Origin of the sequence: Mesorhizobium sp. M4A.F.Ca.ET.022.05.2.1 (assembly GCF_003998845.1) — a bacterium.
Taxonomy (GTDB): Bacteria; Pseudomonadota; Alphaproteobacteria; order Rhizobiales; family Rhizobiaceae; genus Mesorhizobium.
This window is the reverse complement of record NZ_RZOJ01000167.1, coordinates 1-11,721: the sequence shown is the minus strand read 5'-3', so window position 1 is coordinate 11,721 and position 11,721 is coordinate 1. Positions and strand designations below refer to the sequence as shown.

Genomic DNA, 11,721 nt, shown 5'->3' with positions numbered 1-11,721 from the left:
GCGTTGCAACTGCTCTTTCTCCCCGTCTCTATACGGGGAGAAATGTCCGGCAGGACAATGAGGGGCAGCGCGGACGTCGGTGATCTGCGAGCGGTCGTAGCAGCTGAAGCCTTCTGACAGGCAATCGGGTCAGAAACTGAATTTCATATTTGCAGGCGTCGGCGCTGCCCCTCATCCGCCTGCCGGCACCTTCTCCCCGTATCACGGGGAGAAGGCAGCTAGTCCGATCAGTCCTCGTTCGCCTTGACCTTGACGCCAAGCGTCTTCGGCAGGTCGAGCGGGTTCGACATCGCTCCGGCCATGATCAGCGCGAACGGCACCGCAGCCGGCGGCTCGGCCGAAATCTCCAGACTCTTCGGATCGTCGAGATATTTGCCGACCGCAGCCGTTACCTCGGCCGTCAGCTCAGGATTGTTGAGCTGGGCCATGCCGAACGGCACGATCGCCTTGGCCTGATTGGCGATGTCCTTGCCCGACATGCCCTGCTGCTTTCCAACATAGTCCAGCACCTTGTTGGTCAGCGAATCGTCGTCGAAGCGGATCGAGGCGCTGTTGAACGAAAGCTGCTGCAACAGGCCGAGCATGGCCATGCCCTGCGCCGAATTGTCGGCGCCTTCGGGCTGCGCGGCCATCTTCTTCTGCATCTCCTGCAGCGACTTGATGAAGTCGAGCGTATAGCCGCCGAGGCCGAAGGTCATGCCGAGCTTGCCGGCATTGTCGACCGCAATGTCGTATTTCGACAGCTCCATCTTGCCGTCCGCCGGCTGCCACGTGCCGGCGATGTCGATATTGCCCGAAATGTTCTGGTATCCGAGCGCTTCGATGGCCTCCTTGGACTTGGGGTCTTCGACCAGGGTCAGGTCGGCATTGAACTTTTCCGTCGTGCCGGAAAATTCCATCGCCTTGCCGTCCTCCGGCGGGGTGACCTCGATGGCAAGTCCGTCCATCGAGAAGGCGGTCTTGTCGGCAACCTTGACTGTCATGTTGGAGAGCTCGGCCGACTTGTACATCATCAGCGAGCCGAGCGGGCCAGTGGCGCCTTCGGCCGGCACCGTCATGTCATGGATCACGAACGGACTGAGCGACAGCGTGACGCCGTCCTTGCTGTGCTCGAGGGCCGCGGTCGAGACGGTTTCGATGTCATAGCCGCCATCGGCTTCACTCACGCCTTCGAGCTTGACGTCGCCGATGGTCAGCGGCTCCTTCTCGCCGGCCGGCTTCACGGCCACGCCCTGCAGCACCATGTTGGACTCGTCACCGCTCACCCCGGTCCAGGAGATGTCGACGCCCTGGGCGGCAAGCGCCGCCTTGAGGCGATCGGCGACGGCGGTGTCCTGCGCGAAGGCGGCATTGAGCGGCAGCGTCAGCAGGAAGGTCGAGAAAGCCAGTTTCTTGAGAGTTGAGCGTTGGAATGTCATCACGAAGTCCCCTGAGAGTTGTCCTGAAATTGCTTCCTGATCCTATGCGCCATCACCATTCCGCGACGAACTGGACGGGAAAAAGGCGTCTCCCGGCACAATGGTCGAAAATCACGGTGAAAGGCAAATGGCGGGCCGACCTCATCGCTTGAAGCGGTGAATTTGTCATGAAGATCGGGTTTCCATGCGGCATCGCCCTGCCATAGACAGGGCGTGTAACAGGTTGATGTTGGCTGGCGCCGTGATGCGGGCAATCGATGTTGCAGTTGGGCCGCAAATTGGCCCGCGAGCGTCGCCAATTCCGTGAAATCCGTCACACCCGTGGGCTTGAGAGGCGCGGATTAGGCCAGCCGGCGCTTGCCGCGAATCACCCGCTCGGCTAGTGCAAACCCATGGGAAAAAGGCTTTTGCCGCCTTCGGATGGCGGCGGTGACCATATCGAACCGGTCGATCTGAAGAAGGCGCTCGAGGAGCGCTATCTCGCCTATGCGCTGTCGACCATCATGCACCGGGCATTGCCGGATGTGCGCGACGGGCTGAAGCCCGTCCATCGCCGCATCATGCATGCCATGCGGCTGCTGAGACTCAACCCCGACCAGGGCTTCGCCAAATGCGCGCGTATCGTCGGCGAGGTGATGGGCAAGTTTCATCCGCATGGCGACCAGTCGATCTATGACGCGCTGGTGAGGCTGGCGCAGGATTTCTCGATGCGCTACCCGCTCGTCGACGGGCAGGGTAATTTCGGCAATATCGACGGCGATAACGCCGCCGCCATGCGCTATACCGAAGCGCGCATGACCGATGTGGCGACGGAGCTGCTCGCCGGCATCACCGAGGATGCCGTCGACTACCGCCCGACCTACAATGAGGAGGACGAGGAGCCGGTCGTGCTGCCCGGCGCCTTCCCCAACCTGCTCGCCAATGGCTCGTCCGGCATTGCAGTCGGCATGGCGACCTCGATCCCGCCGCACAATGCCGCCGAGCTCTGCGACGCGGCGTTGCATCTGATCGAGAATCCCGACGCGCCGGTGACCGCGCTGATGGACTTCGTCCAGGGCCCGGATTTCCCGACCGGCGGCATCATCGTCGATAGCCGCGCATCGATCCTCGAAGCCTATGAAACCGGCCGCGGCGGCTTCCGCGTCAGGGCGAAATGGGGCCAGGAGGACCAGGGCAGGGGCACCTGGAGCATCGTCGTCACCGAGATCCCCTATGGTGTCCAGAAGGCCAGGCTGATCGAGAAGATCGCCGAGCTTCTGATGGCGCGCAAATTGCCGCTGCTCGAAGACATCCGCGACGAGAGCGCCGAGGATATCCGCATCGTGCTGGTGCCGAAGAGCCGCAGCGTCGATCCCGGCATTCTGATGGAATCGCTGTTCAAGCTGACCGAGCTCGAAAGCCGCTTCCCGCTCAACATGAACGTGCTGTCGCGCGGCAAGGTGCCGAACGTGCTGTCGCTGAAGGGCGTGCTCAAGGAGTGGCTGGAGCACCGCCGCGACGTGCTCATTCGCCGCTCGAAGCACCGCCTCGGCGAGATCGAGAAGCGCCTCGAGATTCTCGCCGGCTACCTGATCGCCTACCTCAACATAGACGAGGTGATCAGGATCATCCGCGAGGAGGATGAGCCCAAGCAGGTGATGATGGCCCGCTGGTCGCTCACCGACACCCAGGCCGAAGCCATCCTCAACATGCGCCTGCGCGCCTTGCGCAAGCTGGAAGAGATCGAGATCCGCAAGGAGTTCGACGGGCTCACCGCCGAGAAGAAGCAGATCGAGGCGCTGCTGGCGTCCAACGCCAAGCAGTGGGCGACGATCACGTGGGAAGTCACCAGCATCCGCGACAAGTTCGGGCCCGAGACCGAGCTCGGCAGGCGCCGCACCCAGTTCGCCGACGCGCCCGAGCACGACCTGACCGACATCGCGCACGCCATGATCGAGCGCGAGCCGGTCACCGTCGTCGTCTCCGAGAAGGGATGGCTGCGGGCGATGAAGGGTCATCTGACCGACCATTCGCAGTTCACCTTCAAGGAAGGCGACAGCCTCAAGCTAGCCTTCCACGCCCAGACCACCGACAAGATCCTGGTCTTCACCACCGGCGGCAAGTTCTACACCATCGGCGCCGACCGGCTGCCGGGCGGGCGCGGCCATGGCGAGCCGATCCGCATCATCGTCGACATGGAGAACGACCAGGACATCGTCACCGCATTCGTCCACGATCCGAAGCGCAAGCTGCTTCTGGTTTCCTACGACGCCAACGGCTTCATCGTTCCGGAGGATGAGGTCGTCGCCAACACCCGCAAGGGCAAGCAGGTGATGAACGTCAAGGCGCCCGACGAGGCCAAGCGCTGCATTCCGCTCTCAGGCGACCACCTCGCCATCGTCGGCGAGAACCGCAAGATGCTGGTGTTCCCGCTTGCCGAGATCCCGGAGATGGCGCGCGGCAAGGGCGTGCGCTTACAGAAATACAAGGATGGCGGCGTCCTGGACATCAAGCCGTTCACGCTGGAGACAGGCCTGTCGTGGCAGGATTCGGCCGACCGCACCTTCACCCGCTCGCGCGAGGAACTGGCCGAATGGATCGGCGCCCGCGCCGCCGCCGGCCGCATGGTGCCGAAGGGTTTCCCGAGGACGGGGAAGTTCGGGTAGCGGAAGCGCCCAACCTTCTCCCCTTGTGGGAGAAGGTGGACGAGCGAAGCTCGGCCGGATGAGGGGGTGTTGGAAGGATCGCTGCCTCTCGAATGTAAGCGCTTCAAATCCTTGAATCTCTTGACGTCGCGTTTCTTCCAGCACCCCTCATCCGTCTCGGCGCTGCGCGCCGATCCACCATCTCCCACAAGGGGAGAAGGAAAAGCCTCCGCCCAATCATTTGGACTATCGTCACGATTGCTGCACTATGATGGTGCATAAGCAACCCGGGCAGGGGAGAAATGCACGTTTGAAGCAGGCTGAGATCCAGAAACCGGGGCAGCGGCTGTTCGGCCTGTCGACGCCGCTCAGGGCCGCCGTCATCCCGCCGCTGTCGGCGGCGCGCTGGCTGCTGGTGCTGATCGTCGCCGCCGGCGTCTATTTCTTCCACGGTTTCCTGTTCCCGGTGCTGGCGGCGCTGGTCATCGCTTTCGCCAGCTGGCCGCTCTACCGGCGCCTGCTCACCGCCGTCGGCGGCAACCGCACGATTGCCGCAACCTTCGCCATCCTCTTCATCCTCACCTTCCTGGTGGTGCCGATCGCGCTTGCCGGCACCTATGCCATCAACGAGCTGCGCGAATGGGTCGGCTGGGCGATCGAGACCAACCGCCACGGCGCGGTGACGCCGCAATGGATCGCCACCATGCCCATTATCGGTGAATGGCTGAACGAGCAATGGACGACCAATCTCGGCCATCCCGGCGGCATCGGCGAGCTGATCCAATTGGTCAGCGGCGCCAATATCGGCAGCATCTATCGCGGCGCGCTCGCCGCCGGCGGCAGCGCCTTCGGCCTGCTTTTGACGCTGCTGTTCATGATGATCGCGCTGTTCTTCGCCTATCGCGATGGCGAACATTTCGCCGCGCAGGTCGACCGCCTCGGCGAGCGCATCCTGCCGACCCGCTGGGAGCGGATCTCGCGCGTGGTACCGGCGACGATCTCGTCCACCGTCACCGGCATGACCATCATCGCCATCGGCGAAGGAGTGGTGCTCGGCGTCGCCTACTGGCTGGCCGGCGTGCCGTCGCCGGTGACGCTTGGCGCATTGACCGGCATCATGGCGCTGATCCCCGGCGGTGCACCGCTCTCCTTCACCCTGGTGTCGATCTACCTTGCCGCCAGCGGCTCGCTGATGGCGGGGCTGGCGCTGTTCACCTGGGGCGCGGTCGAGCTCTTCATCGTCGACAAGACGCTGCGCCCCAAGCTGGTTGGCGGGCCGATCAAATTGCCTTTCCTGCCGACCTTTTTCGGCCTGATCGGCGGGGTCAAGACAATGGGCTTCCTCGGCCTGTTCATCGGCCCCGTGCTGATGGCGCTCCTGGTCGCGATCTGGCGCGAGTGGCTGCGCGAGGTCGAGCTGATGGACGATTCCGCCGCCACGGCGCTTGCGGAGACCAAGGACGGCCCGCCGCAGATCGAGATCGCCGCCGAAAAGAAGAAGCTTCAGACCGGGTGACTGACCGCCAGCGTGGCGCGGCGCTTGCGCCCCTCATGCAACTGCCACAGCGAATGGCCGACAAGCGTCACGATCAGGATCGCGCCCCCGATCAGGCTGTTGCGCGACGGGGTCTCGGCGAAGATCATCCAGACCCAGACCGGCGCCAGCACCGTTTCCAACAGGTAGAACATCGCCACTTCCGGCCCTGTGATGTATTTCGGCCCGTTGGCGAGGCAGAAGAAGGAGACCGGCATGATCACGGCGCCGTTGAAGATGATCCACCACGGCGCATCCACCTGAAAGCCGGTCTTCCAGACCATGAAGGCGGCGACGGTGAAGGGCAGCACCACGCCGATAAGCGAGGTGAAGCCCATGTCCTTGCCGCTGGCGCGTGAGATGGTGATCGCGCAGGCGACGCAGGCCGCGGAGCACAGGGCCATGACGTCGCCGAACAGATATCCGCTGCCGATGGAGTCGCCGACGATGATGGCGACGCCGAGGATCATCACCGCCAGCGCCACCAGCGTCAGCGGCCGTGGCCGTTCTTTCAGGAACAGCCAGGACAGCAACGCCGAGAACATGGTGGTGAAGGCGAGGATGAAGACGAGGTCGGCGGTCGAGGTGTTGTAGACGGCAGTGATGAAGGCGATCGAGCCGAGCCCGTAAAGCGTCGCCACCGCAAGCCCCGCCCGGCCGGGAACGAGTTGCGGCGCCCGGTCGCTCAGCGAGCGCCAGACCGTCCAGATGAGAATCCCGGCAAGGAAAGTTGTGCCGGTGCGCAGCAACAGGATCGTCCATGCCTCGCCATGGGCGAGCCTGATCAGCGGGATGTCGACGGTCAGCGTCAGGCCGCCAATGGCGGCAAGCAGGAGACCTTTCTGGTGGTCGTGGTGTGAGGACATGTCGGCAATTCTCGCAATGGAATTTGCAGGCGGACGGCCGGCCGCGCGATAGCGCATTCTCTCGCCGTTCGACGGCAAGACCAGCATCCCGCTGCTTGAAACAGTTTGCAGTGATTACGCAATTCCGGACGGAAAACCGCTACACACTTTTCCTGGAATTGCTTCTAGGTCGGGCTTGGAAAGGGTTAGTCAGCGCGTGACCGCTTCGTGGTCGTAGCGTTCCCAGCCTTTCGGGCCGAGATGCTCCTGCGGCATGAAACGCATTTTATAGCTCATCTTGCGTGAGCCGTTGACCCAGTAGCCGAGATAGACATGGGGCAGGCCCATGGCTCTCGCTCGGGCGATATGGTCGAGGATCATGAAGGTGCCGAGCGAGCGGTCCTCGAAGTCCGGATTGAAGTAGGAATAGACCATCGACAGACCGTCGGCCATCTTGTCGGTCAGCGCCACCGCGATCAGCTCGCCCTGGCCCTTGCCGGTGATGAAGGTGTCGGGGCCGCGCCGCCTGTATTCGATGATCTTGGTGTCGACATGGGTATCCTCGACCATCATGGCGTAGTCGAGCACCGTCATGTCCGACATGCCGCCGCGGCGGTGGCGGGCGTCGAGATAGGCGCGGAACAGCGAGTATTGCTCGGTCGAAGGCTGCGCGTCGTGCATGGCGCCGACGAGGTCGGCATTGTGCTGGATCACCCGCTTCATGTTGCGGCTGGCGGTGAACTCCTGCGCCAGGATGCGCACCGACACGCAGGCGCGGCAGGTTTCGCAGGCGGGCCGGTAAGCGATGTTCTGCGAGCGCCGGAAGCCACCTTGCGTCAACAGGTCGTTCATCTCGGGCGCCTTGTCGCCGACAAGGTGGGTAAACACCTTGCGCTCGAACTGGCCCTCCAGATACGGGCACGGCGACGGCGCGGTCAGGAAGAACTGCGGCGACTGGGTCGGATGCTGCGTCATCGAGTCTAGGAAACGCTCCTGCGAATCGCCTTACCTTTGGCCCGGTTGGCGAAAAATTCAACAGGATTATGAGGCGGCGGCCAACCGAAGTCCTTCATATTTGCGGATAAGCGCTCGCGCCGGCCTTCGGAGAGCGGCGTTAGTGATCGGTGCGGCTGACCACTGTGCCAAGCAGCAGGTCGTGCAGCGTGCGCTTGCGGTCCGAAAACAGCGTCATCAAGAGCACCAGCGGCGTCAGAATGACGTTGCCGGCCCAGAACAGCACCGAATGCACGACGGCGGTCAGCCCATCTATGCGGCTGCCGTCGAGGCGGTCGAGCCGGATGCCCATCAGCTTCATGCCGGTGGTGGCCTGGTCGACGCTGCCCAGCGTGTTCCAGATGTAGAGGACGGCGACCGCCGGCACGAGCACCGAAAACAGCATCCAGCCAAGGCCGAGCGTCAGCAGTCCGAAGACGAACACCAGGATCGCGAACGGGATGGTGAGCAGCCCGATGACCAGGTAGTCGATCATGCAAGCCAGGACGCGCCGCGTGCGCACGCCGTCATAGGCGCGCACGTCGTCGAGCCTGCTGGTGATGATTTCGCCGTCAAGTACACGCGCGTTCATGTCATTTCCTCGTAACCGGGCCCGCGATAGGGTGCGGGCGATCCGCCATTGAAATGGTGAAAGCCGATGGCGGAATCAAGATCGTCGGTCGGGTTGCGACGTGCGGAGGTCGCTGAAGCGGTTGAATTCACGGCTCGGATGGCGTTAGCTTGCTGCGGCGCAGCAAGACGCCGAGGGGATGGGGCAATATGGACTATGACATGCTGGTCATCGGCAGCGGGCCTTCGGGACGCCGCGCCGCGGTGCAGTCGGCCAAGCTTGGCAAGTCGGTGCTGGTGGTCGACAGGGGGCGTCGCCTCGGCGGCGTCTCGGTGCACACCGGCACCATCCCGTCGAAGACTCTGCGCGAGACGGTGCTCAACCTTTCAGGCTGGCGCGAGCGTGGCTTCTACGGTCGCGGCTACCGGGTCAAGCAGGACATCTCGGTCACCGACCTCATCGAGCGGCTGCACAAGACGCTCGACCACGAGGTCGAGGTGCTGCAGCACCAGTTCATGCGCAACGGCGTCAAAAGCGCGCGTTCCACAGCGAAATTCCTCGGCCCCAACAAGGTCAGCCTGACGAGCGACAATGGCGATTACAGCGAGGTCGGTTTCGCCAATGCGCTGATCGCCGTCGGCACCAGACCGCACCGGCCGCGCGACGTACCGTTCGACAAGACCCGCGTCTTCGACAGCGACGAGATGCTGGAACTCAACCGGCTGCCGCGCACGCTGACCGTGATCGGCGCCGGCGTCATCGGCGTCGAGTACGCGACCATCTTTTCGGCCCTCGACGTGCCGGTGACGCTGGTCGAGCCGCGCAACACCATCCTCGATTTCGTCGACCGCGAGATCGTCGACGACTTCATCCACCAGATGCGCGATCGCGGCATGACGATCCGCCTCGGCAGCACGGTCAAGGAGATCACCTCCAAGCCCGATTACGCCGAGGTCACCCTTGCCGATGGCCGCACCATCCGCTCCGAGATCGTGCTTTATGCCGCCGGCCGCAGCGGCAATCTCGGCAGCCTCGGCCTCGACGTGGTCGGCATCGAGTCCGACTCCAGGGGCCGCATCAAGGTCGACGCGAACACGTTCCAGACCAGCGTGCCCAACATCTATGCCACCGGCGACGTCATCGGCTTCCCGAGCCTTGCCTCGACTTCCATGGAGCAGGGCAGGGTGGCCGCCTGTCATGCTTTCGGCGTCACCCTGCCGCCGCCGCCGGAAACCTTTCCGTATGGCATCTACGCCGTGCCCGAGATCTCCACGGTCGGCCAGTCGGAGGAGCAGGTGCGCGAGAGCGGCGCCGCCTACGAGGTCGGGGTGGCGCGCTTCCGCGAAACCTCGCGCGGCCACATCATGGGCGTGAACTCAGGCTTCCTGAAGCTGTTGTTCTCGGTCGAGACGCGCCGGCTGCTCGGCGCCCATATCGTCGGCGAGGGCGCCACCGAACTGATCCATATCGGCCAGGCGGTGATAAATCTCGGCGGCACAGTCGACTTCTTCGTCAACAATACCTTCAACTACCCGACCCTGGCCGAGGCCTACAAGATCGCCGGGCTCGATGCCTGGAACCGCATGGGGCAGGGATAGGCGCTCAGCCTTCCAGCTGGGCAAGCAGCGACAGCATCACATCGGCCGAAGGCATCGGCAGCACTGCTTCGATCTCGGCCGGCCGCACGCCGGCAATTGCGTCGGCGTCGCCGGCAACGGTTCCGAGCGGCCCGCGGAAACCGTGCTTCGACCAGGCGAGTTCCTGCAGCTTCGGGCTGCTCAGCGCATCGAGCAGCGCGTCGACCGCCGGATCGATGACGATCAGCGGATGCGCCGAATAGACGGTTGGGCGCGGGTAGAGGATTTCCGGCTTGGCGCCGGTGCCTGCCTGCACGCGCTGCCAGCGCGCCGGATCTGCGAGCGCCCATTCCACCAGCTGGTTCTCATAGCCTACCACCATCGGCTCGGCGCCGAGGCCGCCGGCGATGTACTGATCGAACAGCTTGCCCGATGAGGACGATTTGAGTCCCATGCTGCGGAAGATCGCCTTCGCCTGCTCGCCATGCTCGGCAAGCAGTTCCTGCGTTGCCACGTCGCCGCTCATCAGGCTGAGCACGAGGCCGGCGAACATGAAGCCGGAGTTCGAGCGATTGGGGTCAGTCGAGACGATGCGTGCCCGGCCGTAGAGTTCGTTGATGCCGAGGTCCGACCATGTCTTGCCGGCGAGGATGGCGTCGAGCAGCGCCTTCAGGTCGAGCTGGTTGTAGCCGCCCTTGGCGGCAACGCTCACCAGCCCGCTTTTCTTCAGGCCTTCGACCACCGGCCCCCAGGTGTAGATCACGATCGGCGAGTTTAGCACGACCTGGTCGTTGCGGATGGCCACGCCGCTCTTGCGGGCGAGGTCGACCATGATCGAGGAGGACGGCCACAGGAATTGCGGCTTCTGAGACAGCAGCGCCGTTTCGCGCACCATCTCGACCGAGCCGGCGACGCGCGCGTCGAGCTCCAGCCCATAGCCGCCGAGCGCCCTGACGACATCGGGATCGGCGAGGAAGGCCTGCTTCTCGCCGCCGATGAAGCCGAACAGATGCGCGCGGTTGCCGAGATAACCGCGGAACTCGGGGCGGTCCTTCAGCGTCAGATAGCCGCCGGTGCCGGCAGCGGCGGCACCCAGCAGTCCCAATCCGAAAGCGCGGCGTGAAATGGCCATCAGCGACCAATGTCCTCTTTCAGCGACTCCTGAATGAGTCGCAGGTCCACGTCGAGCGTGCCGAGCTCGCTGTCGGCCAGGCTGTCGGCATAGTGCACGAAAGCATCCTGCAGCTTGGTGATGACGGCGCCGACCTTGGACAGCCTCACCTGGCTCGGTGCGCGCCGGTTCGCTAGCGTCGCATAGCCTTCCGCCACTTCCGCCGCTTGCGGCACATAGTAGGTGAGGAAGCGGCGCACGGATGGCGCGCTCGCGGGCTTCGCCTCGACCCTGGAAATGACATCGGCGGCGATGTCGGAAAGGTTCTTCACCTTCGCTTTCATGTCCTTGTCGGCAATCGAACTCGCGGCTGCCGCCAGCTTGTCGGCAGCCGGCTGCGCCTGCGCCAGAAGCTCGCGCGCGAACGCCACCTGGCCGCCGCCGATCGAGCCGAGATCCAGGCCTTCGAACAGCTGGCGCGGCGCCAGAACGAAGACCAGCCCGGCAAAGACAAGCGCGGCAATCACCAGCGAGACCAGGAACGGGAAGTGGGTGAGGATGCTCAGGCCGAGCAGCAGCGCGGCCGAAACCGCGCCCGCCGCGATCCAGTTCCAGTCGTTCCCGAACAGCCAGCGCATCGGCTCAGTTATACCCGCGGGCGGCGCGGAAGGCGCTGGCCAGATCGCCGCTGCCATCGAAGACTCGCGCCGAGGTTGCCTTGGCGAGACTGTCGAGCTGGCTCTTGTCGGCATCGCCGAAGGTGATGCCGAACACCGGCACGCGCACCGGCACTTGGCGCCACTGCGCAAGGAACATGTCGGGACTGCCATCAGTGCGGCCGTCGGTCATGATGACGATGGCCGGCAGATACTTCGACAGGTTCGGCGTGGCGGTGATCCTCTGCAGGGCCTGCTGCGCACAGGCATACATGTCGGTGCCGCCGCCGGCCCGTTGCACGGCCACATCAGACAGCAACTGGCTCTGGCCGGCCGTGTCGCCGCCCGCCTCGAATGTGTCGCGCACCACGCTGTCGAAAGGCAGCACGAAT

10 protein-coding genes are annotated in these 11,721 nt (G+C 64.1%); 3 read left to right on the top strand and 7 right to left on the bottom strand.

Going from position 1 to position 11,721, the window contains the following annotated elements; all coding sequences use genetic code 11:
* Positions 1–227: 227 nt before the first annotated feature.
* Positions 228–1,418, bottom strand: a complete 1,191-nt coding sequence (locus EN745_RS18770; RefSeq protein WP_127421971.1) for a hypothetical protein — start codon at positions 1,416–1,418, stop codon at positions 228–230.
* 392 nt (positions 1,419–1,810) lie between these two features.
* Here EN745_RS18770 and parC point away from each other — a divergent pair, with 392 nt between their 5' ends.
* Complete coding sequence (gene parC, locus EN745_RS18765; protein ID WP_127421970.1) at positions 1,811–4,063, top strand: DNA topoisomerase IV subunit A; 2,253 nt, start codon at positions 1,811–1,813, stop codon at positions 4,061–4,063.
* Between the two features lie 289 nt (positions 4,064–4,352).
* On the top strand, positions 4,353–5,558 hold the full coding sequence (locus EN745_RS18755; protein WP_126054974.1) for an AI-2E family transporter: 1,206 nt from the start codon (positions 4,353–4,355) through the stop codon (positions 5,556–5,558).
* On the opposite strand, the gene EN745_RS18750 is transcribed toward EN745_RS18755, so the two are convergent.
* From EN745_RS18750 to EN745_RS18740, 3 genes are all read right to left on the bottom strand, one after another.
* Positions 5,546–6,442 carry an EamA family transporter gene (locus tag EN745_RS18750; protein WP_127421969.1) on the bottom strand — a complete coding sequence of 299 codons (897 nt, stop codon included), beginning with the start codon at positions 6,440–6,442 and terminating at the stop codon, positions 5,546–5,548. The two genes, EN745_RS18755 and EN745_RS18750, sit on opposite strands and share 13 nt — an antisense overlap.
* 189 nt (positions 6,443–6,631) lie before the next feature.
* Complete coding sequence (locus EN745_RS18745; RefSeq protein ID WP_126054972.1) at positions 6,632–7,396, bottom strand: arginyltransferase; 765 nt, start codon at positions 7,394–7,396, stop codon at positions 6,632–6,634.
* Between the two features lie 139 nt (positions 7,397–7,535).
* The gene (locus EN745_RS18740; RefSeq protein ID WP_127421968.1) at positions 7,536–8,006 is read right to left on the bottom strand and encodes an RDD family protein; all 471 of its coding nucleotides are present in this window, start codon (positions 8,004–8,006) and stop codon (positions 7,536–7,538) included.
* Positions 8,007–8,194: 188 nt separating this feature from the next.
* Here EN745_RS18740 and sthA point away from each other — a divergent pair, with 188 nt between their 5' ends.
* Positions 8,195–9,583, top strand: a complete 1,389-nt coding sequence (gene sthA / locus EN745_RS18735) for a Si-specific NAD(P)(+) transhydrogenase (protein ID WP_126054970.1) — start codon at positions 8,195–8,197, stop codon at positions 9,581–9,583.
* A 4-nt stretch (positions 9,584–9,587) separates the two neighbouring features.
* Here the strand turns inward: sthA and EN745_RS18730 are convergent, their stop codons facing one another.
* The 3 genes from EN745_RS18730 to EN745_RS18720 form a co-directional block, all read right to left on the bottom strand.
* Positions 9,588–10,694, bottom strand: coding sequence for a substrate-binding domain-containing protein (locus EN745_RS18730; protein ID WP_126054969.1), 1,107 nt, complete (start codon positions 10,692–10,694; stop codon positions 9,588–9,590).
* A complete protein-coding gene (locus EN745_RS18725; protein WP_127421967.1) occupies positions 10,694–11,311 on the bottom strand; it encodes a 5-bromo-4-chloroindolyl phosphate hydrolysis family protein in 618 nt (205 codons plus the stop codon). The genes EN745_RS18730 and EN745_RS18725 overlap by 1 nt, the downstream gene beginning before the upstream one ends.
* Before the next feature lie 4 nt (positions 11,312–11,315).
* The coding region (locus EN745_RS18720) for a VWA domain-containing protein (protein WP_127421966.1) at positions 11,316–11,721 on the bottom strand (406 nt) is incomplete at its 5' end.

Excerpts from the sequence above, each read along its gene's own strand:
- sthA (WP_126054970.1), top strand. The coding sequence starts at position 8,195 with ATGGACTATGACATGCTGGTCATCGGCAGCGGGCCTTCGGGACGCCGC.
- EN745_RS18740 (WP_127421968.1), bottom strand. The coding sequence starts at position 8,006 with ATGAACGCGCGTGTACTTGACGGCGAAATCATCACCAGCAGGCTCGAC.
- EN745_RS18745 (WP_126054972.1), bottom strand. The coding sequence starts at position 7,396 with ATGACGCAGCATCCGACCCAGTCGCCGCAGTTCTTCCTGACCGCGCCG.
- EN745_RS18750 (WP_127421969.1), bottom strand. The coding sequence starts at position 6,442 with ATGTCCTCACACCACGACCACCAGAAAGGTCTCCTGCTTGCCGCCATT.
- EN745_RS18725 (WP_127421967.1), bottom strand. The coding sequence starts at position 11,311 with ATGCGCTGGCTGTTCGGGAACGACTGGAACTGGATCGCGGCGGGCGCG.
- EN745_RS18730 (WP_126054969.1), bottom strand. The coding sequence starts at position 10,694 with ATGGCCATTTCACGCCGCGCTTTCGGATTGGGACTGCTGGGTGCCGCC.
- EN745_RS18770 (WP_127421971.1), bottom strand. The coding sequence starts at position 1,418 with ATGACATTCCAACGCTCAACTCTCAAGAAACTGGCTTTCTCGACCTTC.
- parC (WP_127421970.1), top strand. The coding sequence starts at position 1,811 with ATGGGAAAAAGGCTTTTGCCGCCTTCGGATGGCGGCGGTGACCATATC.